This window comes from Vibrio splendidus, assembly GCF_003345295.1.
Taxonomy (GTDB): Bacteria; Pseudomonadota; Gammaproteobacteria; order Enterobacterales; family Vibrionaceae; genus Vibrio; species Vibrio splendidus_K.
In genome coordinates, this window is the sequence record NZ_CP031055.1 from 989,602 (window position 1) to 1,014,930 (window position 25,329).

Below are 25,329 nucleotides of genomic sequence, written 5' to 3' on the forward strand. Positions count from 1 at the left end.
TTTCGCATCCCGCCACTCGAATCCCGTATCTGCTTTTAATCTTTTCGCATCTCGCCACTCGAATCTCGCATCTGCTCTTTAGCCTGCTTCTCAATCGCTTTAACCATGCCTTTAAAGATAAACAGGTGGGCTGGCATCATCGCAAACCAATACAGTAACCCTAGAAAGCCTTTTGGATGCCACCAAGCTGATATGTTCAGTTCACGTGAATCACCGTGGTCAGAGACGGTAATCTCGAGTCGCCCCAACCCCGGGCCTTTCATACCGAAAAGCAGGGATAAAAACTGATTCTCTTCACAGCGAATAACCTTCCAAGAGTCAATCTTGTCACCGACTTTTAGGGTCGGTCCTTCAGGCATTTGTCGAACCGGTACACCACCGCCAAAGAGAAGATCTAACCATTCGCGTGTGCGCCATAGAGCATTAGCAAAGAAGTAACCTTGCTTCGGGCTTCCTATTTGCTGAGCCACCTGCCAAAGGGATTCTAAAGATGCGCTTGAGGTAATACTTGCGCCAGTTTTCTTAGGATAATAGCCGTACCCAGCTTGCCAGCGTTTGAAGGCGGTCTTATCAAAGCCCCAAACATTACTTTTCACGAAGTTTCCTTCAGCGTGGATCGCTTGCTCAACCATATTTTCGAACGAGATAAGCTTCTGAGGGTACTTTTCTCTAATGATGGTCGAACTGGCAATAAAGTCATGCTTTAAGCCCGCAAGAAGCGCTCTGCCTATGTTGGACGGAACAGAAGTCACAACACCTAGCCAATATGACGCGATTGAGGGCGTGAGGAGTGACGTCGCCCAAAGCCTGAGTGGGCGATCGGCTGTTTTGGTAATGTGAGCAAATTGATTTCGATAAGAGACAATGTCTGGCCCGCCAACTTCGAAGGTTTGGCTTTCGCTAGGCGTGTCCTGTGCGAGTTTTAGCAGATAGTGATTTAGGTTCTGCAAGGCAATAGGGTTGGCTTTAGAGTCGACCCATTTAGGCGCAATCATGATAGGCAAGTTGTACACGAAGTCTCGCATGATCTCGAACGCTGCAGAGCCTGGACCAATGATCACGCCTGCTTGCAGTTCAGTGACGGGGACTGGTCCTTTACGAAGCAGTTCTCCGGTTTTCTTTCTCGCTTGAAGGTGTTCTGAATCACCCGTTTGCGGCTGAAGCGAACTCAGGTAGATGACGTGTTGATTCTTTGGCCCAAGAGCTGAAACAAAGTTACGTGCCAAATTCAGTTCATAATCAATAAAGTCGTGGCCTTCTGCCATCCCATGTACGAGAAAGAAGACAAGATCAAAGTCGGGCACCAGTGCTTGTGTTGCGGCTTGATCTGCAAGGTCAAGATACTCTAGTGACAAATTGTCGTGAGGCTCTGTTCGTGCTTTTAAATAGTCGATATGCCTTGCTGCAGCTGTGACTTGATAGCCTTGCTCAAGTAGGAGAGGGAGGAGTTGTGAACCAACGTATCCAGAAGCGCCTAAAACCAGTACTTTCTTCATTGTTACTCCATTTATATCTGTGGTTAAAAACCGAACATTGATATAATAGCGCGATATTTATCTTTATTCATCAACACGTTCCGTTTAGGTATCTCTATGTTGCTCTCTTCAATTATTCATCACACTCGAGGTGATTTTGTTCGTAGGCTTATTGCGATTGCTTTGCCTATTACTTTGCAGAGCATTATGTTTTCAAGCCGAGGCTTAGTGGATGTGTTGATGTTAGGCCAGCTTGGAGAAGCGGATATTGCGGCTGTGGGTGTTGCGAGCCGTGCAATGTTTGTGACGACCATTATGCTGGTGGGGGTTACCACGGGCGGCGCTTTGCTCACGGCTCAATATTGGGGTGCGGGTAACAAACAAGGTGTCAGAGAAAGTACCGCACTGACGTGGCTGGTTTCGACCCTGTTTGCGTTGCTGACCATTGTTTTCTTTGTTTCTTTCCCTGCGCAAATCATGGGTGTGACGACCGACTCTCAAGAAGTCATCAGCCTCGGCGTTGAATACATCGTCATCACCTCATTCAGCATGCTGGCGGTGTCGTGCGTCAGCAGTATGGCGGTAGGTTTGAGAGCGATGCACAAACCTGGGGTAAGCACTTTCTTCAGCGGTATCGGCATTCTGTCTAATGTGTTCTTAAACTGGGTGCTGATCTTCGGTAACTTAGGCTTTCCATCGCTTGGAATTAAAGGCGCAGCGATTGCCACGGTATTGAGCGGTGCCATTGAAGTGGCGACCTTATATGGCTACCTCTATTTCTCTAAACACTTATTAGCTTTTAAACTTTGTGATATCAAAGCGGCTGCAACCGTTGAGAAAGTCGTTCGCTTCTTGAAGTTGTCTTTGCCTACCACGTTTAACTTTTTAGCGTGGGCGGGTGGCTTGTTTGCTTACCACGCGATCATGGGACAATCGGGCGTTCAAGGTTTGGCTGCGCTTTCAGTCATGACGCCGGTTGAATCTATTTCATTGAGTTTATTGATTGGTCTGTCTAATGCAGCAGCTGTTTTGGTGGGTAACCAACTTGGCGCGAAGAACAATGAAGCGGTTTATTATCAAGCATTAGGCTTAACGATTCTGTGTTTCTTAACCAGTATTGTTGTGGCGATTTTTCTCTATTTCGTCCAAATGCCAATATTGAATGCGTTCAGTGCGTTGACTGAAGAGACCAGAGCCCTCTCTGAGAAATTCATTCTAATTCTCAGCGTGGGTATTATTATTCGCTCGGTGCCGTTGACTGTGATCGTTGGTGTGTTGAGAGCGGGTGGTGATGTGAAGTTCTGTCTCTATCAAGATTTGATTGCTCAGTGGGTGATTGGTATTCCACTGGCTGCGATTGCGGCTATCTATTTAAAGTTTCCACCTGAGTGGGTGTATTTGCTTTTCCTCACCGAAGAAGTGATTAAGTGGGGTGGGTCGCTCTATCGCATGAAAACAAGAAAATGGATCAAAAACTTGATAGGAAGTTGAAGTAGGGCGCATCGATCACATCACTTTATCGTTGGTGTGTGATCTATCTTTCAAAATACTTCCTCCTAACAGGGAATTAGTGTAGATTCTCCTTCCAAATTCTAACTAATGTGAGCTGTTTAATGTTAAAGCTGTCAGACCTATGTAAAGGCTATGTCGACGGGGGGGAATTTCACCCTGTTTTGCAAGGTGCTGAACTAACATTAAACCAAGGTGACCAGCTTGCACTAATGGGCGAAAGTGGCTCAGGTAAAAGTACATTACTGAATCTTATCGCGGGTTTAGACCTAGTAGACTCTGGCGAAATTGCTTTCCCAAACTTCAATATGCACGATTCGACAGAACGTAATCGCACCGCATATCGCCGAAATAATATTGGTCACATCTTCCAGCAATTCAACCTACTTCCAACGCTTAATATTGCTGACAATATTCGTTTTTGTCGCCAGTTAAAAGGCTTGCCTGAAGACAAAGGCCTCTGGAGACAGATTCTTTCTGCTTTAGACCTTATGCCTTTACTTGGACGTTACCCTGAAGAAGCGTCTGGTGGTCAACAACAACGCGCAGCGATTGCTCGTGCTCTGTACATGGAACCTAAAATTCTGTTAGCCGATGAACCGACGGGAAGTTTAGATGAGCGTAATGCAGAAGCGGTAATGCGTTTGCTGACCTCTTTGGCTCGCCAATTAGAATGCACTTTGTTGTTGGTGACACACAGTGAAAAAGTAGCACAGCACATGGACGGCAGAATCCGCCTACAAGGAGGGCAACTGCATGTTATGGCCCGTAGTTAAGGCACTACTCGGTCACTATCGACGCTACCCACTTCAGATTATTTTGGTATGGCTTGGTTTAACCCTTGGCGTATCACTTTTGGTTGGTGTTACTGCTATCAACCAACACGCCAAGCAAAGCTATGCGCATGGCGAAAAACTCTTTTCGAATCCTCTTCCTTATCGTATTCGACCAAAACACAACGCCAATAAAATCCCGCAAGGTTTTTATATCCAGCTTCGCCGTGAAGGCTTTCAACAGTGCTCTCCTTTTGACCACCATCGTATCACTGATGAAAATGGCGCGAACTTTATGCTTATTGGCATCGATCCTGTGTCTATGCTTCAGCTTCAGCCGGGTGTTGCGTTAAAAGATCTCACTACGTTAAACCTTATGAAGCCGCCATACCCAATCCTTGTGAGTGATGATCTCGCAGAACACATGGAATGGAATAACGGTGACTACATTCCTCTCATGGATGGTTCTGAGCTTGGTCCTATCGCTGTTGATCAAAAAAACCTGATTGATGGTACAAGGCTGATTGCAGATATCTCTTTGCTCAGAATGCTCAAACGCAGTGCTGGGCTGTCTGTGATTGCGTGTTCAGATATGTCACCTGAGAAGTTTGAGCGTCTTAAAAACATGCTGCCTAATGGTTTGACGATCTCTCGCAGCTCTAAAGCTGAGCTTGAGTCGCTGACCAGCGCGTTTCACTTAAATCTAAAAGCGATGGGTATGCTGTCGTTTGTGGTTGGCTTATTCATTTTCTATCAAGCGATGTCGCTGTCGTTTATTCAGCGCCAACCGTTAGTTGGAATCTTAAGGCAGACGGGTGTGTCGGGTTGGCAACTGGCTAAAGCGCTTTGTTTAGAATTACTGTTATTGGTGGTATTGAGCTGGATCTGCGGCAATGTATTCGGTGTCATGTTGGCAAACCAACTGTTACCAGCGGTATCTTCAAGTTTAGGTGACTTATATGACGCCAACGTTGGATTAACTATCGACTGGAATTGGCGATGGAGCGGTTACAGCTTATTAATGGCATTGCTTGGTGCATTCCTAGCGTGTGCTTGGCCATTGGTTCGTCTGCTTCGTTCACAACCGATTCGTTTGACCTCTCGTTTATCTTTGATGCGCTTTGCTGGTACTGAATTCACTTGGCAGGCTTTGATTGGTTGTGGTTTCTTGGTTGCAGCTGTTGCTGTGTATCAAGCTCCTCAGACTCAAGAAACGGGTTTTGCGATTATCGCGCTGATGCTTGTTAGTGTGGCTCTGTTTACGCCGTTCTTGATGTGGAAGTTATTTAACAGCCTGTCTTATTCATTACGTTGGGTTCGTGCTCGTTGGTTCTTCGCGGATGCCGCTTCAAGCATGAGTTACCGTGGTGTGGCGACAATGGCGTTTATGTTGGCGCTAACCGCGAATATTGGTGTAGAAACCATGGTCGGTAGCTTTAGAGATACCACAGATAAATGGTTAACACAGCGCTTGGCGGCAGACCTTTACATCTACCCAACCAACAATGGTGCTGCTCGTATGAGTAACTGGCTGTCAGAACAACCTGAAGTGGATTCTGTTTGGTGGCGTTGGGAGAAAGATGTTGCATCTCCAGTTGGCAGCATTCAAGTGGTCAGTACAGGCCCTTCTGAAGGTGAGCTAGAAGCGCTGACGATCAAATTAGGTATTCCTAATTACTGGTATCACTTACATCACTCTAAAGGTGTATTGATCAGCGAATCAATGTCTCTCAAGTTGGGTATTCGCCCTGGTGACTACATTGATCTCTATGACAATCTTGGCTCTGGTTGGCAGGTTGTCGGTGTGTATTACGATTACGGTAACCCTTACCATCAAGTCATGATGTCGCATCGAAACTGGCTGTATGGATTTGCAGGGCGGGGCAATGTGGGCCTTGGCGTAATACTCAAAGATGATGTGAATTCAGTAGGGCTTCGAAGCCGCTTAGAAAGCGTGTTCAGGCTTGGCTCGGAGCGTATTTTCGATAACAACAATATTCACAGCCAAGCGATGCGTGTGTTCGATAGAACGTTCGCGATTGCAGATACATTGGGCAACATCACATTAGTCATTGCAGTCTTCGGCATCTTCTTCGCAACGGTTGCGGGTGAAGTGTCTCGACAAAGGCATATTTCGTTACAGCGCTGTTTAGGTGTCTCAGCGAAAGAACTGATTCTGACCGGTAGCTTACAACTGTTTGTGTTCGGGCTTATTTCCTCCTTAATTGCTATTCCGCTCGGCTTAGCGTTGGCTAGTTTGATCGTCGATATCGTGATCAAGCAGTCTTTTGGGTGGTCACTCGAGTTGCAAGTGATTCCCTGGGACTATTTACAGACATTTGCGTGGGCTATGGCAGCATTGATGTTAGCTGGTGCTCTGCCAGTGATGAGAATGATTCGGAACACCCCGATGAAATCACTGAGGGATGCGCTTTAATATGCTTCAACGAAATGGCTCAACGAAATTCAGACACCGATTTGTCTCCTCTCTATTATTGATCGGTTTCTTTGGCACCATTTTAGGTGTCTGGGCGTACTACTCTTACTTTGTTGATGTTGGTGAGAAAGGCGTGAACGAGGTCAATTCAGTGCTTGTAAGCGAGCACTTTAATGTATTCGAGCCTGTGTTACCTGACCGCAGTGTTTCGTTACCTCGAGACTTCCAATTCCACCCAGAATTTCAACACGAGTGGTGGCATTACTTTGCTTCTCTAAAAGGGGATGATGGTAAAAAGTACTCGGTTCAATGGAGCTTCTTCCGAATAGCGACTGACGAACGCGAGACGCCGGGGTGGCAAAGCCCACAGGTCTATATTTCAAATGTCGTGATCTCTTCTGATTCTAAGATTTGGAAAGAGCAACGCTTAGCGCGTGGCGGTATTGGCCAAGCGGGAATGACCAGTCGTCCATTTAGAATTTGGATTGATAACTGGAACTGGCGCGCCCTTGGCAACACACCATTTCCTGGTCGCCTTCAAGTGAAAACGGATACGTTTGGTCTTGAACTCGACACCATTGCGAAAGGGCCATATGTGCTCAACGGCGATAATGGTTACCAGAAAAAGCACGATTTATTGCCTGTCGCGTCTTATAACTTCAGCGCTCCATTTTTATCCCTAAGCGGTGTATTGAATCTGGACGGCGTTACCAAGGAAGTAGAAGGCACGGCTTGGGTGCATAAAGAGTGGGGCAGTGGCTTGCTCGGAGTGGGTCAACAAGGCTGGGATTGGTTCGTGTTTAATCTCGATGATGGTACAGCGTTGAGCATTAACCGTTACCGCCATAATCAACAACTGCCTTATGTTTTTGGAACATTGGCCACTCGTTCGGGCAAGGTGTATCAGTTAACGGACTCCGATATTTCTATCAAGCCTTTACAGAATACGACGCTACAGAATGGTAGAAGAATGCCGCTCCAATGGATTATTAACGTGCCACAGCACAATATTAACCTCACGACACGCATTAAACGCCGAGATATGTGGTTGCCATTTGTCATACCATATTGGGAAGGGCCAATTATGGCGAGCGGAAGTCATGAAGCGACAGGCTTTATGCAGTTAACTGGTTACTAAAAACACCTAAGGCTATCATTTGATAGCCTTTTTTGTGCTCATGATTTTTGTGAGCCCCTGATTAATTGTGCATACAGCCTTTGTGATCTCATCTATACTTATTTTATGGTGCATAACAACATTATGGAATATACGACGTATTGTTTAGTATTTGTAGGAAAAACCGAAGTTAAACATCCGAAGAAGTGATTATCTATCGATTACGCTTGGATATAAACTCATGGTTATTCTTTGTTATTCGTTTATTTAAATAATAAATATAAGGGCGAAATCATGACCGACGTCATCCGTGACTTCTTTAAAATGGAATCTGCTGGCGGCATCATACTAGTCATCGCTGCGGCGATCGCAATGTTTGTAGCAAACTCACCACTGAACGAAATGTACCAAGGCGTATTGCATAGTTACGTTCTTGGTATGTCTGTGTCTCACTGGATTAACGATGGCTTAATGGCTGTCTTCTTCCTTCTAATCGGCTTAGAAGTTAAGCGTGAACTTTTAGAAGGCGCATTAAAGTCTAAAGAGACAGCAATCTTCCCAGCTATTGCAGCTGTGGGTGGTATGCTAGCTCCTGCACTTATTTACGTGCTATTCAATTCAAGTAACCCTGAAGCGCTTCAGGGCTGGGCTATTCCAGCAGCAACAGATATCGCATTCGCATTGGGTATCATGGCTCTTCTTGGTAACCGAGTGCCGGTAAGCTTGAAGGTATTCTTACTAGCATTAGCAATTATCGATGACTTAGGTGTTGTTGTTATCATTGCATTGTTCTACTCAGGCGATCTATCGACGCTTGCACTAACGGTTGGCTTCATCGCAACGGGTGTGTTGTTCATGCTAAACAACAAGCATGTGACTAAGCTAAGTATTTACCTCATTGTCGGTGCAATTCTGTGGTTCGCAGTATTGAAGTCTGGTGTTCATGCAACATTGGCTGGTGTAGTTATAGGTTTTGCTATCCCACTGAAAGGCAATAAAGGGGAGCGTTCTCCACTGAAACATCTAGAACATGCTCTGCACCCATACGTCGCTTTTGCAATTTTGCCAATCTTCGCATTTGCAAACGCAGGTATCTCACTTGAAGGCATCTCAATTTCAAACCTTACAGGCATGTTACCGCTTGGTATCGCTATGGGTCTATTGGTTGGTAAGCCGCTAGGTATCTTCCTATTCAGCTGGGGCGCAGTGAAAACGGGTGTAGCTAAACTTCCTGAAGGTGTGAATTTCATGAACATCTTCGCGGTATCTGTGTTGTGTGGTATTGGCTTTACGATGTCTATCTTTATTTCATCACTAGCATTTGGTCCAACGAACGCAGACTTTGATACGCTCGCTCGATTAGGTATCCTGATGGGATCAACGACTGCAGCTATCTTAGGTTACTGCCTGCTAAGTATTTCTCTACCGAAGACTAAGCAACAAGAAGTAAAGCTATAATTGGTAAGTAAAACTATATTCGGTAGTAGGTTCACTTGATAGCGAGCCTACTCACTGAGTAACAAGTCAACTCCTGAGTAGCAAGAAGAGTCACAGAGTCATCCCTTGACTCATGTGACAACAAAGAACAAAAAAGCCGTGATGGGCAACCCCATCACGGCTTTCTTGATCTTGCTGTTAAGCTGTCTTTGTAAGATAACCCGTCTTATAGCTTTAGTGACGATGTCACGTTATTTTTCTAGCGTGGTAAAAATGGTCCACTCTTCAACGATTTGTTCACTTAACCCAACCACGGTTGCCGTTACCTTACGGTTTAGTGCATGAGAAGTAGCATCATCCCCCTCGTTTTCTAGGCGTTCTTCACCATAACCGACAATTCTCACTCGATCTGGCTCTACACCATTCGACAGTAACTCATCTTGAACATTGTTCGCTCGTTTTTTTGATAAATCTAAGTTGTATTCGTTGGAACCCACTTTACTCGCGTAACCTTGTATTTCAATCGACGCACTTTTGTAAGTCTCAAGGAATTCAGCCATCGTGCTGATTTGATCAGAAAATATTGGGTTCACTTCAAATGAGTCATGAGCAAAGAGTATTTTTAACTGTCTGACTTCTTCTGCTCGAATCGTTTCACCACAGCCGTCATTGTCGACTTGTGACGCTTCAGGCGTTCCTGGGCAGGTGTCTCGAGCGTTTACCACACCATCATTGTCGTCGTCTTGCAGGTCTGCAATCTGTTCTGCTTCAGGTGTCTCGATGTAAGCCTCTTCCTGTTGGCTAGAACAGGCAAATAAAGTCATCGTTAATACGGGAAGTAATAAGTAAGTTACTTTCATCATTAATACTCCATAGCCGTTGTCCACTCTTCTGGAATATCAACCAGTAGAGCATTCAATAAAGAACCTGTTGCGTTCATTACACGGTATTTAGCGTACTGTTCAGAGTAATGGGCATCTAGATAATCTTTGCGGGCTTCAAATAGTTCGTTCTCAGTGTTGAGCAAGTCAAGCAGAGTTCGTTTGCCTATTCGGTATTGTTTTTCATATGCGATAACGGTTTCCGAAGCTGAATCAACATGATCAGATAGGAAGTTCTTTTGTTGTAGCGTGAGATCTAAGGCGCTCCATGAAAGGCGAAGGCCTTCTTCCACTTGGCGATAAGCACGATCTCTCAGATCTTTTGCCTTGTTTAATTGGTAAGCAGCAGCTTCAGAATTAGCACTGTCAGTTCCACCGTTGTACAAGTTATATCGCATTCTCAGCATCGCGAGCGTTTCTTGACTTGAGCCTTCATCGCCACCTGCATCGTCACGCCATGACTGTGATGCTTCAATGGAGAAGGTAGGGTAGTTCACGCCTTTCGATTGTTTGTATTGGAAGTGCGCAGCGTCAACATCAGCTGCCGCGATTTTGATCACGGGGTGTTTGTCTAAGGCATCAACAATGGCGTCCGTTAACGACAAAGGAATTCTAGAAATATCAGCTCTTGGGTAAATTAAACCTAGGGGTTCTTGACCTACCACACGTCTAAATTGGGTATGTGTATCGATCAAATTATTCTGTGCAGCCAATAAGTTACCATGAGCTTTTGCAATCCTAGCTTCTACTTGCGACACATCCGCTGTTGAACCTATACCAGAATTAGCTCGTTTCTTAATATCTTTATAGATTTTTTTGTGTATTGAAAGGTTGCTTTCTGACAGTGCCAACACCTCAGTGGCTTTCACCGCGTCTAGATAGATTTGTGTCACCTCCAGCGCTTTGTCTTCGGCATCTGCGATCAATTGTAGACGAACCGACTCGGCTTCTGCGGCGGTACGATCAATGTCGTATAGAGTCGCGGAACCATCCCACAGCAACTGCGTGAGGGAAATCGTCGCTTCCTTTCTTGTTAGATCGGTATCGGGGCCGTTATTTGGTGCAGGATTTATGCCTTCGTAACCAATACCAGCATCAAGGTCGATACTCGGCTTGTACGCTCCTCCAGATGCATCATTACGTTTTTTCACGCTCGCATATTCGTTGAAGATGCTTTTTATCTCTGGATTCGTTGCCAAGGTAATAGCGACAGACTGTTCTAGAGTTTGAGCGGTGAGTGGTGGTGCAGCAACTAAGCAACACATGATGGATAATTTAAACAATTTCAAAGTAGCTCTCCTTCTACTTTCAATGTCTCATCCGTTTCCCAACCTACGTTTCCCGTTAGATTGAGAGAAGGGTATTAAACGAAGCTTAGGACATTTGCAAAAAAATGCGAAGTTTGTTGGTTTTTTTTTGAATGTAAGTCGCTATTGCTATTGACTAATTTGAAAATCGCCAGATTTACACGCTTCTAATGAGTTGATTATCAATAGTGGCACTACTAAATTTAGTGTAGGAAATAGCCACAGCGCAGAGTGGGATTGAATCCGCGTTTGGCATGTTCTGGGCAGAAGTGGGAATATGGATATGGGAAACATCAACCTAAATATACTAGGTCTTGCTAGCGGGAGTGTTGTGCTCGACGCTCAAGGCCAAGTTAGACGTTTGTCTCCGGGCGAACAACCAGCGGCTAGCGACGTAATTATCAGTTTTGATACTAGTGAAGAAAATGTGCCAAGTGTTTCTGCACGTTTTGTAGATAACCAGGGCCAACAAAATGCACTAGATACTGATGATGCGATCGCTCAAGTTCAGCGTGCTATTGAAGAAGGATTTGATCCAACGGAACTAGGAGATGAGTTTGACACTGCAGCTGGTGAGGAAGGCTCGAGTTTGACCAACAGCGGTAGGATTGAACGTACTGGGGCTGAAACTCAAGCTGCCACGAATTTTGAAACTGACGGGTTTGAGTCTCAAGGATTGTCAGAAACTCAAAGTATTGCTCTTTTTGATATCATCGCTTTTGCGCTTATTTCAGGTGAAACTAACGTTATTGAGTTTGAGCAGGATGAACCAATTGAAACCGGTGGCGCTTTAACCAGCGACGACCCGGACGTTACCTTTATTGGCAAAGAGGTCGCTGGAGACAATGACCTCGGTACCTTTGTCGTCAATGAGGATGGTACTTGGACCTTCGTAGCCAACAGTCCTTATGATGAACTTGCTGACGGAGAGCAAATTCAAGATACAACCACAGTACAAACTTCTGATGGAGGTGAGCAAGTCATTACAGTCACAATTATTGGTACTGATGATGCGGCTGTAGCCACTGATGATTCAGGCAGTGTGACTGAGGACATTGATGTCGATGACATCACCAACCAATTAGTGACGTCTGGTCAGATCGTGATTACAGACGTAGATAGCGACACTCCTACCTTTTCAGCTGATGGTGAGTTTAACCTCGTAGGTTCAACAAACGACTCACAACTTGGCGTATTGAGCATCGAACCTGATGGCGCTTGGACTTACGTAGTCAATAACGATGACGTGCAGTACCTAGACGACGATGAATTCGTGACAGAGGTTTATACCGTTACAGCCAGTGACGGTACCACGAGCGAAGTAACTATCACGATTAACGGTGCCGATGATCCATCTGATATAACCGTTGGCGAAGGTGATTCAGACACAGGTGAAGTGACTGAGGATGTGGATGTTGACCAAGAGAGCAACAACTTAACAACCTCCGGAACGCTAACCATCACCGATGTTGATGCTAACGATGTCGCGGCTTTTCAACCTAACGGAACGTTTAACCCTGAAGGTTCGACCAATGATACCGCGTTAGGTATTTTGACCATTACCGACGATGGCGAATGGACTTACGTCGTAGACAACGACAATGTGCAATATCTTGATGACGATGAGTTTGTTACCGAGGTTTACACTGTTACTGCCATTGACGGAACCACCAGTGAAGTAACCATCACCATCAACGGTGCTGATGATCCATCCGAAATTACTGTCGGGGAAGGTGACTCAGACATGGGTGAGGTGACAGAAGATGTTGATGTCGATCCAGAAAGCAACGACTTGATGGCGACGGGAACACTAACGATTACCGATGTTGATGCTAACGATGTCGCGGCTTTTCAACCTAACGGAACGTTTAATCCAGAAGGTTCGACCAATGATACCGCGTTGGGTATGTTGACCATTACCGATGATGGCGAATGGACTTACGTCGTAGACAACGACAACGTGCAATATCTCGATGACGATGAGTTTGTCACCGAGGTTTACACGGTTACTGCGATTGATGGGACCACCAGTGAAGTAACCATCACCATCAACGGTGCTGATGATCCATCCGAGATCACCGTTGGCGAAGGTGACTCTGATATGGGTGAGGTGACGGAAGATGTTGCTGTCGATCCAGAAAGCAACGACTTGATGGCGACGGGAACACTGACGATTACCGATGTTGATGCTAACGATGTTGCGGCTTTTCAACCTAACGGAACGTTTAATCCTGAAGGTTCGACCAATGATACCGCGTTGGGTATGTTGACCATTACCGACGATGGCGAATGGACTTACGTCGTAGACAACGACGATGTGCAATATCTTGATGACGATGAATTCGTCACCGAGGTTTACACTGTTACTGCGATTGACGGAACCACAAGTGAAGTGACCATCACCATCAACGGTGCCGATGATCCATCCGAGATCACCGTTGGGGAAGGTGACTCTGATATGGGAGAGGTGACGGAAGATGTTGATGTCAATCCTGATACCAACGAACTCTCGGTGTCTGGTACTTTAACGATTACTGATGTCGATACCAGCGATATGCCGGCCTTTAAACCTAATGGTGTGTTTAGCCCTATTGGGTCTACTTATGCACTTGCTTTGGGGATGTTAACGATTACTCCCGAAGGGGCATGGAGTTATGTCGTTGATAACGATGCGGTTCAATATTTGAATGATGATGACACGGTTATTGAGCGATATGTCGTAACCGCCATCGATGGTGTCGAGCATGTTATCGAGATAACAATCAATGGTGTCAACGATGCGCCTGAAGCGACCAGCTTTACGGTCGTCAATGATGAAGACGCGATCATACCAATCCTCTTCGATTCTGAAGATGGCGGTATGCCTGATTACATCTCAGATATAGAAGATGACCATGACGATATTCCACTTAATATTCGGATAGAAAGCTTGCCAACCAACGGCAGCCTTTTGTATACCGATGAAAATGGCGTCACCAGAGAAATTGTGCAGTCTGATGTCGACAACGGTGTGTTGTTTGTTCCAAATAATATTAGCTTCGTTGCCGGGCCCGGAGAGATGTTTGAAATGGGCTTCAGTGGCGATCCAGACGATATGCCAGATCTCGTTGATGGTTTCTATAATTGGGGTGTCGCGGTATCACCAACCGAAAGGCTAATTACCTTAGCTAACGGCAACACAATTACATTATCTATTGAAGACAATAACGATAAACCGCTTGAGCAGTACCAAGGGGAACAACCTCACGTCGGCTTTGGTATTGGTGACTCTGACGGCCAAGGAATGAACATGCAAGAAACCTTGGTCTTAGATTTTACCAACAATCCACTTGAAGTCGTTCAATTTGGATTAGATGGGTTGGGCGGGTCGTTCAACACTAATAGTAATGTTTATGTTGAAGTACTTTATACTTTCGCTGACGGTACAACCCACACAGAGCAGTATCAAAAAGACGAAGGTGATACTGGTCATGAGCAGATTCTTTACGACTTCAGTTACTCATCACCAAGTAATCCAATTGTTGGAATGGAGCTGTCATCGACTGGGGGCAGTTGGGAGTTGCGTTATGTACAAGGTAATGAAGCTGTAACCGATGACCCTCAATTTGACTATGTCGCAGTAGATTCAAATGGCGCTGAAAGTACAGTCGAAACGGTGACGGTTGATATTGAAGAACCACAACAATATAACGTGACTAGTGCTGCGAGTAACGAGCCTTTATTTGCGGGCTCTGGGAATGATCTGCTTATTGGTGATAGCGATGACAATATTTTCACCTGGTTAGACTCTGCACTCGATAATGGTACAGACATCATTAAAGACTTTGAGCTTTATACCAATGGCTCTGGTGATTTGATCGACCTAAATGATCTGATTGAAGATCCACAAGACGAAACTCAAATGGCCGAGCTTCTTGATATGATCGAAGTGTCGGTCGATGGCGAAGACATCGCTTTGTCTATTCCAATCAATGGTGGAGACGACGTTCAAACAATCGTGATAGAAGGGATCACTACGGAAATGGGTGCTTCAGTTGACCTGGGTAATGATCTCGCAATATTGGGAGAGCTTATTAAAAACGATGCAGCCTAATAGGCATCGTGGAATGCTCCATAGCTTGACGTAATGAAAGCCCTCGGTTTCGGGGGCTTTTTTGTACCCAGCATTAGCCGAAGAAAAGTTGCCTGAAATTAAAAGCTGCTTGAATCATAGGCAAAAAAAAGCCCAAACCAATGCGGTTTGGGCGGATACAAGTATAGGAGTTAATAAGGAAAATGCAGTAATTAAGAAAGCAGGGAGAGAAACAAGTTTGACGGCCTGTTAAACTTCTAAATACTCTGTTTTCTACTTAATTTATGACCCTCCATTTCTAATTCAGTTCCCAGAAAATTCAATAATTTTTCCTTTTTTATTAAACGTACATCGATTCAATCGGTTAGAGCTGATTCTTGCTGACTGGTACGACCAATTGGTGAAAATGTGATGTTGCTTGCTTGTTAAATAAATGTTCTAAGCGTATATTTCAAACAGTTGTTTAATACGAGTGATTGAAATGGCACCAAGAAGTACAACCAAAGACAAAATCTTAGATGTGGCTGAAGGCTTATTTGCTGAGCATGGTTTTAATGACACCTCTTTACGCACTATTACGGGTAAAGCCAATGTCAATCTTGCTTCAGTGAACTACCACTTTGGCGATAAGAAGACTCTGGTTCGTGCCGTATTAAATCGATACTTAGAAGCATTTATGCCTGCACTGCAAGACGCTTTAGTGAACTTAAACTTGAACGAAACGTATTCTATGAGTGATGTGTTTGAGTCTTTAAGACAACCGCTAAGAGCACTGAATGATGTTAGGCCAAACGGTACCAGCCGATTTATGTTACTCATCGGTCGAGGTTATACGGATGTGCAAGGTCACTTGCGTTGGTTCATTACAACTCGCTACAGCGAAGTACTGACTCTGTTTACGACTTCAGTAATGAAGGCGAATCCGAACCTCACTCAAGAGCAGTTATTTTGGCGTTTACACTTCACCCTTGGGACTTGTGTTTTCACCATGGCGTCTAGCCAAGCTCTAATAGAAATTGCAGAGAATGACTATGACAGAAAGATAGATGCGAAGGCAGTGGTCGATATTCTCATTCCATTTTTGGCCGCTGGCATGTCAGCAAAAGAATAAAACAATAAAAAGCAAAATATTCACAAACAATATAGTGAACAAAAGGATCTGAACTATGAGCTCTCTAAGACAAAAATGGGTAAGTGACCCAGCTTTTAAACTCTTTAAAAAAGTACTACCACCACTATCTAGCACCGAGAAAGAAGCGATGGAAGCGGGTAGCGTGTGGTGGGACGGAGAGCTGTTTTCTGGTAAACCAGATTTCACTAAGCTTCACCAGTACCCAAAACCTCAGTTGACAGCCGAAGAGCAATCGTTCATGGATAATGAACTTGAAACATTACTCGCTATGCTTGATGACCACAAAATTGTGAAAGAAGACCGAGACCTTCCTGAGGAAGTTTGGAACTTTTTACGCAAAGAGCGTTTCTTCTCGCTAATTATCGCGAAAGGGTACGGCGGTCGTGAATTTTCAGCGCACGCAAACTCTACCATCGTAACCAAGATTGCGACGCGTAGTATTAGTACTGCGGTTTCGGTAATGGTTCCAAACTCTCTTGGCCCTGGTGAGCTACTGTCTCACTACGGAACTCAAGATCAAAAAGACTACTGGCTACCACGTCTTGCTGACGGTACAGATATCCCATGTTTCGCATTAACAGGCCCTGAAGCGGGTTCTGATGCAGGTGGTATCCCTGATGTCGGTACAGTGTGTATGGGCATGCACGAAGGTAAAGAGACACTAGGCATCAAGCTTAACTGGAACAAGCGTTACATTACGCTAGCACCAGTGGCAACGGTACTTGGTCTGGCTTTCAAACTGCACGATCCAGAAAAGCTACTGGGTGACAAAGAAGACATTGGTATCACGTGTGCGCTTATCCCAGCAGACCACGAAGGTGTTGTGATTGGTGAGCGCCATGATCCACTTGGTCTTGCGTTTATGAATGGTCCAACACGCGGTCACGATGTATTTATTCCTATGGAATGGTTAATCGGTGGCGCAGATTACGCAGGTAAAGGCTGGCGTATGCTGGTGGAATGTCTGTCTGCAGGTCGTGGTATCTCATTACCAGCACTTGGCACGGCGATGGGGCACCTAACCGCTAAAACGACCGGCGCATACGCTTATGTTCGTAAGCAGTTCGGTATGTCGATTGGTAAATTTGAAGGTGTTGCAGAGAGCTTAGGCCGTATCGGTGGCTTAACGTATCTATTAGAAGCGACTCGTACACTGACAACCACTTCATTGGATATGAAAGAGAAGCCGGGTATCGTAACGGCAATCGCGAAATATCACATGACAGAGATGGCACGTACTATTCTGAATGACTCAATGGATATCCATTCAGGTCGTGCAATTCAAGATGGCCCAATGAATTACTTGGCTGCGCCTTACCTAGGTATTCCAGTTGCTATCACAGTAGAAGGTGCGAACATCCTAACTCGTAATCTGATGATCTTCGGTCAAGGTGCGACACGCTGTCACCCATACGTATTGAGCGAAATGGAAGCGGCAGCGAACCCAGACGAGAAGCAAGGTGCAAAAGACTTTGATAGCTTGTTGTTCAAGCACATCTCACACGCAACTAAAAACACGTTTGGCGCTTTTGGTGCAGCACTGACTGGCTCTAAGTTCATTAAAGCTGACATGAGCGGTCCAACGAAGCCTTACTACCAAGATTTGACTCGTTTGAGCCGTGCGCTTGCAGTCAGTGCGGATTTCGCAATGCTGACGCTAGGTGGTGAACTGAAACGTAAAGAGCTTATCTCTGCGCGTTTGGGTGATGGTCTAAGTTACCTATACATGGCGTCTGCTGCGCTTAAGAAGTATGAAGACGAAGGTCGTCAACAAGCTGACCTAGATTACGTACATTACGCGGTTCAACACTGTTTCCATAATGCGGCTAAGTCGCTGCAGGAAGCGTACAGAAACTTCCCGAACAAGATGGTTGGGAAAGTGCTGAAAGGACTAGTTTTCCCTGTAGGTAACCACTTCGAAAAACCAAGTGATAACCTAACAGTTCAACTAGCAGAAAGCTTGATGACTCCGGGAGCACACCGTGAACGTCTGACTCACCTTTGCTACATCGGCAAGGAAGAGGATGATAGTGTTGGCCTTATGGAGAACGCTTTCAATGCGATGTACAGCATCAAGCCTCTAGAGCGTAAGATCTTCAAAGCAGTGAAAGAGGGCAAAGTGGCTCGTAAAGGCTTGCTGGCAGATAAACTGGCTCAAGCACTTGCTGCTGATGTTCTGACACAAGAAGAAGTCGACCAAATTGTTGCTGCTGATAAACTACGCTACACAGCGATTCAAGTTGACCACTTCAGTCATGACTTTAGTGAAACTTTGACGCGAAAAGAGTTAAAACCTAAGCTAAATAGCGTTGCTTAGATAAAGAAATGATAAAAGGCACCTAATAAGGTGCCTTTTTTTGTTTTTGTCGTAGAAGTCGCAATAGATGCGTTAACAAATGGTGACTTAGTCAGCAAATATCCGCTGAGTGCTCCAACCACTTGCATTTTCACCACATTTTTACAGAAATTAGATGCCATTTGCGTACGAAACTTTTATCCTTACCCTGATTTTTTAAGGAAGTTGAATATGATCATCAAACCTCGAATTCGCGGATTCATCTGTACTACAACACATCCAGTCGGTTGTGAAGCTAATGTAAAAGAACAAATTGCTTACACAAAAGCTCAAGGCCCAATCGCAAACGCACCTAAACGTGTACTCGTTGTTGGCTCTTCAAGTGGCTACGGCTTGTCTTCACGTATTGCGGCTGCATTTGGTGGCGGCGCTTCAACTATCGGTGTTTTCTTCGAGAAAGCCGGTACTGAGAAAAAGCCGGGCACAGCTGGCTTTTACAACTCAGCAGCGTTCGACAAGTTAGCTAAAGAAGAAGGCCTGTATTCAAAAAGCCTTAACGGCGATGCTTTCTCTAACGAAGCGAAACAGAAAACAATTGATCTGATCAAAGAAGACCTAGGTCAGATCGATATGGTTGTGTACTCACTGGCGTCTCCAGTGCGTAAAATGCCAGAGACTGGCGAAGTAATTCGTTCAGCTCTTAAGCCTATCGGCGAAACGTACACATCTACAGCGGTAGATACAAACAAAGATGCGATCATCGAAGCAAGCGTTGAGCCTGCTACTGAAGAAGAGATCAAAGACACTGTTACTGTAATGGGCGGTGAAGATTGGGAACTTTGGATCAACGCACTTTCTGAAGCGGGTGTTCTGGCTGACGGTTGTAAGACTGTTGCTTACAGCTACATCGGTACTGAGCTAACGTGGCCAATCTACTGGGATGGCGCGCTAGGTAAAGCTAAGATGGATCTAGATCGTGCAGCATCAGCGCTAAACGAAAAACTAGGCCAAACTGGCGGTACTGCAAACGTTGCTGTTCTTAAGTCTGTTGTGACTCAAGCAAGCTCTGCGATTCCTGTTATGCCTCTTTACATCGCTATGGTATTCAAGAAGATGCGTGAAGAAGGTATTCACGAAGGTTGTATGGAACAGATCTTCCGTATGTTCAGCCAGCGTCTATACAAAGCAGATGGCAGCGCAGCAGAAGTTGATGAAGTGAACCGTCTACGTCTAGATGACTTAGAACTTCGTGACGACATTCAAGAGCATTGTCGTAACCTATGGCCTCAAATCACAACTGAAAACCTGAAAGAACTGACTGACTACGTTGAGTACAAAGAAGAGTTCTTGAAGCTGTTCGGTTTTGGTGTTGAAGGCGTTGATTACGAAGCTGACGTTGATACTGCTGTTGAATTTGATGTAGCTGATATCTAATTCAAACAATCGAATTAAAACGAAATAGGCGCTCATTGAGCGCCTATTTTTTTGTCTGTCGTTTGAGGAAAGAGATTAAAAGCAGACATGGAAAAATAAAAGCAGATGCGGGATACGAGTGGCGAGATGCGAAAAGATTTAAGAGCGGATGTGGGATTCGAGTGGCGAGATGCGAAGAGAAGTTAAGAGCAGATGCGGGATACGAGTGGCGAGATGCGAAAAGATTTAAGAGCGGATGCGGGATTCAAGTTGCGGGATGCGAAGAGATTTAAAGAGCAGATACGAATAGCGGGATGTAAAAGCTCTAAGATCAGACTTTGGATGCAATGAAAGCTGAGAACAAGTAATAAAAAATGCACTAATCCAAAGATGAATTAGTGCATTTGAAATATCTAAGCTGGACTGCTTTCAAAGCAGTAGACGCTAGCTAATTATGATGATGAAAGTACCTGCTAAGGTCATCAATATATTGGCTATCGCGTACGTACCCGCGTAACCCAGAGCAGGGATAGTTGAGCGAGCGTGGTCATTTACGATGTCCATCGCCGGAGCACAGGTTCGCGCGCCAATGATGGCTCCAAATAGTAGAGCTCGGTTCATCTTCAATACGTAAGCACCCACCAAGTAAGCGAAGAATACCGGTAGCACACTTACTACTAGAGCAATACCGATGACCTGAGGGCCTACTTGCGTTAAGTGTTCAAACATCTTACCACCGGCACTCAAGCCGATACCGACCATAAAGAACATCAAACCCAAGTCTTTGACCATGTTCAATGCTCCCTGAGGCACATAACCGAAAGTAGGGTGGTTTGCTCTTAAGAAGCCAAGCATGATGCCGGATAAAAGCAGGCCAACCGCATTACCTAAGCCAAATGACACCTGACCAAATGTCATGGTAATCAAACCAAACAAAATACCCAGAATGAAGAAGCTACAGAAGGCCATCAAATCCGCCATTTGGCTGTGGATTGAGATGAAACCAATTTTCTCAGCTAGGCCGTGAACACGACTCTTTTCACCACTGACCTGCAGTACATCACCTTTAGAAAGCACGATGTTTAAGTCCATCGGCATTTCAATCTGAGCACGTACTACGCGGTTAAGGAAACAGCCGTATTCAGACAGGTTTAAGTCTGACAGGCGCTTACCTGCGATGCTGTCACTCTTAACGACGATCTCTTCTTCAACGATACGAAGGTCGAGAAGGTTACGGTCGAAAACCTCTTTACCATTACGGAAGCTCGGGTCGAGACGCGCGTGGCTATCAGGGAAGCCTACCAATGCGATCTCATCACCCTCTTGCAGGATCGCGTCGCCATCTGGGTGGGCAAGAATACCATTACGGCGAATACGTTCGATGTAACAGCCCGTTTGGCGATAAATACCCAGTTCACGAAGGTTCTTACCGTCTGTCCAAGATATAAGCTCTTGTCCTACGCGGTAAGCTCGTATGATTGGAAGGTAAACCTTACGTTGCCCTGAAGCACCTAAGCCACGCTCTTGGGCGATTTGCTCAGCTGAATCGTGTAGGTTAACTTTCTGAAGCTTTGGAATAAGGCGAGCAAACATAATCATACTGATTAAGCCAACTAAATAAGCCATCGCATAACCAACTGATAGGTTCTCGATGATCAGGCCTATATCCATGTTTCTTGGTAATTCTGCAAGCCCAGAATTCAGAGCATCTTGAGCACCTACTAATATAGGCGTTGCTGTTAAGGCCCCCGCCATCATGCCTGCGGATAAACCAAAGCCTAACCCAAGGTAGTGGCTACTGAAATACGTTAAAGCAATTGCAGTAGAGAGAACCACAAGGCTCAGAATGAGATAATGCTTACCGTCTCTGAAGAAGATACCGAAGAAGTTTGGTCCAGCTTCAATACCCACACAGTAGATGAAAAGCATGAAGCCAATCGTGAGCGCATCAGCGTTAAATGAAAAACCAAGATGTCCCATGATAAGGGAAGTAATCAGAACACCGATTGAATTGCCAAGTTGGAGGCTACCGAAACGAATTTTACCAATGGCTAATCCAATCGATAAAACAACAAAGATGAGGAGAATGGGGTTTTGTTCTAACAGAAAAACAACGTCGATATTCACAGTGGTCGCTCAATAATTGGCGTGAAACACAGGGTAAGTTTGAGAGGTGAATTGTATCTAAATATAAATAAAATATAAGCGATATTTTGCTATTTTACTTGATTTTGACTTTATTATTATTCCGTACGAAAACTGGTCATAAAAAAAGCCCGCTACAGTGAGCGGGCTTGATATAAATCGTACAGTCTAACGCGTAAATTAGTCAGCTGTTTAAGGCCGTAGCCTCGATTCTCGTATGAGAAATCCTAGCTTAGTCGAAAAGACCTAGGTTTTCTTTTGCGTATGCTTCAAATTCTGTGCAGCCGCCGATGTGGTCTTGGTCGATGAAGATTTGTGGCACTGTGTCTACAGGCTTACCAACAGTCTTCTCTAGGTCAGCTTTGCTGATGCCTTCAGCGTGGATGTCAACGTAACGGTAGTTGAAGTCATCACGTTTAGCTTTAAGAGTTTCAGCATGCTCTTTTGCACGAACACAGAATGGGCAAGCAGGGCGACCAAAAATAACTACAAACATTTAATTTCTCCTAAATACGGGATGAGGCTCGTTAACTCAATTATGTTAACTATTCTTTAATGAATGCCACTCAAAATTTCTTAAAACCAACTATGCCTCAATGCCATGGGGAAATAAAGATGGAATTGCCTCTTAATACGATAGGTTTTGCCTATCAGCGCAAATATTAATCATAAAAAGGCAGGGTCGCGTTCACTGGCCTCTACCATTGTTAAGTACCCTTAATATTAGAATGTGAATTACCCCTAAGATTGCGACTTTAATCCATCTTTAGTGTGACAAGTTGCACCTCGTCAAAAAAATCAAACACAGAACGAGGCATCTTATCATTGGGTATAGAACCATATTCGGTAAGCTGCCTGATGTAACCCATTTTAGTCTGCTTGTATTTAAGATGCAGGCATTGTGTTGTAAGTACAAAGGTTACATTTCGAAGGTTGTATTCCGAAGATTAAATGCTAAAAAACAAGAATTTCAAAAAACCAAGAGTTCGTAGTTTTGTTTAGTCATAGGCGCAGGAGGCTCCATGTTTCAATTTATGACATCTACAAAGATCATCTTTGGTGATGGGGCACTTCCCGCTTCATTGTCTCTCTTTAATCAATACGGCTACAGCGTGTTATTGGTTACTGGTAATACATTAGAACGCACCTCACTTGTTACTGATTATCTAGATGCGCAGAGTATGCGTTACCAGCACATTGCCGTTTCCGGTGAACCCAATATCAAAATGGTTGAAGAGGCTGCCACGTCTGCTCGGCGATTTAAACCTGATATGGTGGTGGCAATGGGTGGTGGCAGTGCCATTGATATGGGAAAAGCGTTAGCTGCGGTTTTACCTAATCAAGGTAATTTATACGACTATGTTGAAGTGGTTGGGCGTAATGTTCCTCTTAAAACCAAACCACTGCCGTTTATCGCTATTCCAACCACAGCGAGTACTGGCGCTGAGGTTACTAAAAATGCGGTACTTAAATCAGGCCAAGACCAAGTCAAGATAAGCCTTAGAAGCCCAGACATGCTAGCTGACGTCGCGATTGTTGACCCAGCATTAACCCATGGCACTAATCCGTATTTATCTGGCCGCGGCGCTATGGACGCATTTACCCATTTAATGGAAGCCTATGTGTGTGGTGAACCGAATCCGTTAACCGATATGATTTGTGAAGAAGGGTTGCGTAAGCTGAGTCGTTCTGTCATTCAGGCGTGTATCTATGATGAACCTCAAGCGCGTTCTGATCTTGCCTTCGCTTCTATGCTCGGAGGAATGGCGATAACCAATGCTAAGCTCGGCGCTGCGCACGGGTTAGCTTCTGCGTTAGGAGGTAAAATTTCTGCGCCGCACAGTGTGATTACAGCGCGCTTGGCACCATTTGTGATGTTAGAAAACATAGCCGTAGCGAAAGAGCAGCAAAGAAACGACATATTAGCGCGTTATCAGCGAATCGCTCAGATAGTGACGGGTAACGTAGAAGCAAAAGAAGAAGAGGCGATTGCTTGGTTATCTGAAGTGTTGGATACACTCAAGCTACCAAGCTTACTTGAATTTGGTGTCTGCGAAGCTCAGTTTGATGAGGTGTCTGCCGATGCGCTCAAATCAGTGGCGATTAAAGGAAACCCTTTACCGTTGAATCAAGAGAGGCTTGTACATATTCTGAAGCAGGTTTGCGAGGAGTGCAGTTGTGGAGAGGGGGAGCATGAGGAAGCTTCAATGAATCAAGTTGTGCAAGAACAGGCTGCCGAGTCGAGTTTTACCATTATTAACTCTTATGCGTCTGAGAATAATGTTGTAGAGAAAGGCAATAGCTGGACGATCTAACGGTCTTCGAACAGTTCACGGCATAAACCATTATAAACAGATAAATAAAAACGGAGCACTAGGCTCCGTTTTTTAATTCAACTTGTTCTCAGTTCATGCCTTAACAGATTAAAACTGAGAATACTTCTCGTAACGCGAATCACGAAGTGACTCTTTCACTCGCTTTAGGTTCTCTCTGAAACCAGAACCACGACGAAGTGTAAAGCCTGTTGCTAGCACATCAATAACCGTCATCTGAACAACGCGACTTGCCATTGGCATGTAAACGTCAGTGTCTTCCGGTACATCCAATGAGATAGACAGCGAGCTCGCTTTATCTAATGGAGAGTCTTTCGCTGTGATAGCGATAACTGTTGCGCCGTTCTCGCGAGCTAAGTTCGCAATCTCAACTTGGCTTTTTGTGCGGCCAGTGTGAGAGATCAGAACAATAACGTCGTTGTCACTGCAGTTAATGCAGCTCATGCGTTGCATCACGATGTCTTCGAAACAAGTGATTGGGATATTGAAACGAATGAACTTGTTTTGAGCATCTTTGGCTACAGCAGAAGAGGCACCCAGTCCGAAGAATGAAATGCGTTTTGCTTGAGTCAGCAGGTCAACCGCACGGTTAACTTGCATCGCGTCTAGACTGTTTTTAGCTACGTCTAGACAAGCCATAGTTGATTCGAAAATCTTATGCGTGTAAGCATCTGGACCATCATCTTCTTCAACATTACGGTTCACGTAAGGTGTACCGTTCGCCAAGCTTTGAGCTAGGTGAAGTTTGAAGTCAGGAAAGCCCTTTGTGTCTAAACGACGACAGAAGCGGTTAACTGTAGGCTCACTCACGTCAGCCATTTTAGCTAAGGTAGCAATGCTAGAATGAATTGCAGTTTGAGGGGAAGCCATGATTACTTCGGCTACCTTACGCTCAGACTTGCTGAAATTTTCCAGGTTTTTTTGTATTTTTTCTAATGTATTCATAGTGTTCACAAGGGTATAGAGAACAACTTGCTAGTTAATATCTTTTACCAGGGGGTA

Annotated in this window: 17 protein-coding genes; 11 read left to right on the forward strand and 6 right to left on the reverse strand. The window is 44.9% G+C overall.

The features are described from left to right. Positions 1-35: 35 nt before the first annotated feature. Positions 36-1,496, reverse strand: a complete 1,461-nt coding sequence (locus DUN60_RS04425; protein ID WP_114633273.1) for a DUF2867 domain-containing protein — start codon at positions 1,494-1,496, stop codon at positions 36-38. A gap of 96 nt (positions 1,497-1,592) precedes the next feature. On the opposite strand from DUN60_RS04425, the gene DUN60_RS04430 reads away from it, so the two are divergent. The 5 genes from DUN60_RS04430 to nhaA all read left to right on the forward strand — a co-directional run bounded on the left by DUN60_RS04430 (position 1,593) and on the right by nhaA (position 8,769). Next, positions 1,593-2,966, forward strand: a complete 1,374-nt coding sequence (locus DUN60_RS04430) for an MATE family efflux transporter (protein WP_114633274.1) — start codon at positions 1,593-1,595, stop codon at positions 2,964-2,966. Between the two features lie 122 nt (positions 2,967-3,088). After that, the gene (locus DUN60_RS04435; RefSeq protein WP_004734674.1) at positions 3,089-3,760 is read left to right on the forward strand and encodes an ABC transporter ATP-binding protein; all 672 of its coding nucleotides are present in this window, start codon (positions 3,089-3,091) and stop codon (positions 3,758-3,760) included. Then, positions 3,741-6,194 (forward strand): ABC transporter permease, encoded by a 2,454-nt coding sequence (locus DUN60_RS04440; protein WP_065205488.1) that lies wholly within the window; start codon positions 3,741-3,743, stop codon positions 6,192-6,194. The genes DUN60_RS04435 and DUN60_RS04440 overlap by 20 nt, the downstream gene beginning before the upstream one ends. Continuing rightward, positions 6,184-7,332, forward strand: a complete 1,149-nt coding sequence (locus DUN60_RS04445) for a lipocalin-like domain-containing protein (RefSeq protein ID WP_114633275.1) — start codon at positions 6,184-6,186, stop codon at positions 7,330-7,332. Before DUN60_RS04440 ends, DUN60_RS04445 begins: the two co-directional genes overlap by 11 nt. A gap of 273 nt (positions 7,333-7,605) precedes the next feature. Next, complete coding sequence (nhaA, locus tag DUN60_RS04450) at positions 7,606-8,769, forward strand: Na+/H+ antiporter NhaA (protein WP_054546583.1); 1,164 nt, start codon at positions 7,606-7,608, stop codon at positions 8,767-8,769. Positions 8,770-8,999: 230 nt separating this feature from the next. Here nhaA and DUN60_RS04455 read toward each other — a convergent pair whose 3' ends face one another. Together DUN60_RS04455 and DUN60_RS04460 are read right to left on the reverse strand one after the other, a co-directional pair. Then, positions 9,000-9,611: an OmpA family protein gene (locus DUN60_RS04455; protein WP_114633276.1), complete on the reverse strand. Its 612-nt coding sequence runs from the start codon at positions 9,609-9,611 to the stop codon at positions 9,000-9,002. After that, the gene (locus DUN60_RS04460; protein ID WP_114633277.1) at positions 9,611-10,918 is read right to left on the reverse strand and encodes a TolC family outer membrane protein; all 1,308 of its coding nucleotides are present in this window, start codon (positions 10,916-10,918) and stop codon (positions 9,611-9,613) included. The genes DUN60_RS04455 and DUN60_RS04460 overlap by 1 nt, the downstream gene beginning before the upstream one ends. A gap of 301 nt (positions 10,919-11,219) precedes the next feature. Here DUN60_RS04460 and DUN60_RS04465 point away from each other — a divergent pair, with 301 nt between their 5' ends. The 5 genes from DUN60_RS04465 to fabV all read left to right on the forward strand — a co-directional run bounded on the left by DUN60_RS04465 (position 11,220) and on the right by fabV (position 19,870). Beyond that, complete coding sequence (locus tag DUN60_RS04465; RefSeq protein ID WP_114633278.1) at positions 11,220-15,029, forward strand: VCBS domain-containing protein; 3,810 nt, start codon at positions 11,220-11,222, stop codon at positions 15,027-15,029. 61 nt (positions 15,030-15,090) lie between these two features. After that, positions 15,091-15,261, forward strand: coding sequence for a hypothetical protein (locus tag DUN60_RS24655; protein WP_235447387.1), 171 nt, complete (start codon positions 15,091-15,093; stop codon positions 15,259-15,261). A 228-nt stretch (positions 15,262-15,489) separates the two neighbouring features. Further along, entirely contained in the window at positions 15,490-16,119 is a 630-nt protein-coding gene (gene psrA / locus DUN60_RS04475) for a TetR family transcriptional repressor PsrA (RefSeq protein ID WP_004734681.1), read from the forward strand. A 55-nt stretch (positions 16,120-16,174) separates the two neighbouring features. Beyond that, on the forward strand, positions 16,175-18,457 hold the full coding sequence (locus tag DUN60_RS04480) for an acyl-CoA dehydrogenase (protein ID WP_004734682.1): 2,283 nt from the start codon (positions 16,175-16,177) through the stop codon (positions 18,455-18,457). Positions 18,458-18,667: 210 nt separating this feature from the next. Beyond that, positions 18,668-19,870 (forward strand): enoyl-ACP reductase FabV, encoded by a 1,203-nt coding sequence (gene fabV / locus DUN60_RS04485; RefSeq protein ID WP_004734683.1) that lies wholly within the window; start codon positions 18,668-18,670, stop codon positions 19,868-19,870. A 423-nt stretch (positions 19,871-20,293) separates the two neighbouring features. Here fabV and DUN60_RS04495 read toward each other — a convergent pair whose 3' ends face one another. Together DUN60_RS04495 and DUN60_RS04500 are read right to left on the reverse strand one after the other, a co-directional pair. Continuing rightward, positions 20,294-21,976 (reverse strand): aspartate:alanine antiporter, encoded by a 1,683-nt coding sequence (locus tag DUN60_RS04495; RefSeq protein ID WP_017077841.1) that lies wholly within the window; start codon positions 21,974-21,976, stop codon positions 20,294-20,296. A 250-nt stretch (positions 21,977-22,226) separates the two neighbouring features. Then, on the reverse strand, positions 22,227-22,490 hold the full coding sequence (locus tag DUN60_RS04500) for a GrxA family glutaredoxin (protein ID WP_009847069.1): 264 nt from the start codon (positions 22,488-22,490) through the stop codon (positions 22,227-22,229). Between the two features lie 526 nt (positions 22,491-23,016). Here DUN60_RS04500 and DUN60_RS04505 point away from each other — a divergent pair. Next, positions 23,017-24,309, forward strand: coding sequence for an iron-containing alcohol dehydrogenase (locus DUN60_RS04505; RefSeq protein WP_114633280.1), 1,293 nt, complete (start codon positions 23,017-23,019; stop codon positions 24,307-24,309). 108 nt (positions 24,310-24,417) lie between these two features. Here the strand turns inward: DUN60_RS04505 and DUN60_RS04510 are convergent, their stop codons facing one another. Next, positions 24,418-25,272 carry a MurR/RpiR family transcriptional regulator gene (locus tag DUN60_RS04510; RefSeq protein WP_004734686.1) on the reverse strand — a complete coding sequence of 285 codons (855 nt, stop codon included), beginning with the start codon at positions 25,270-25,272 and terminating at the stop codon, positions 24,418-24,420. Positions 25,273-25,329: the final 57 nt, after the last annotated feature.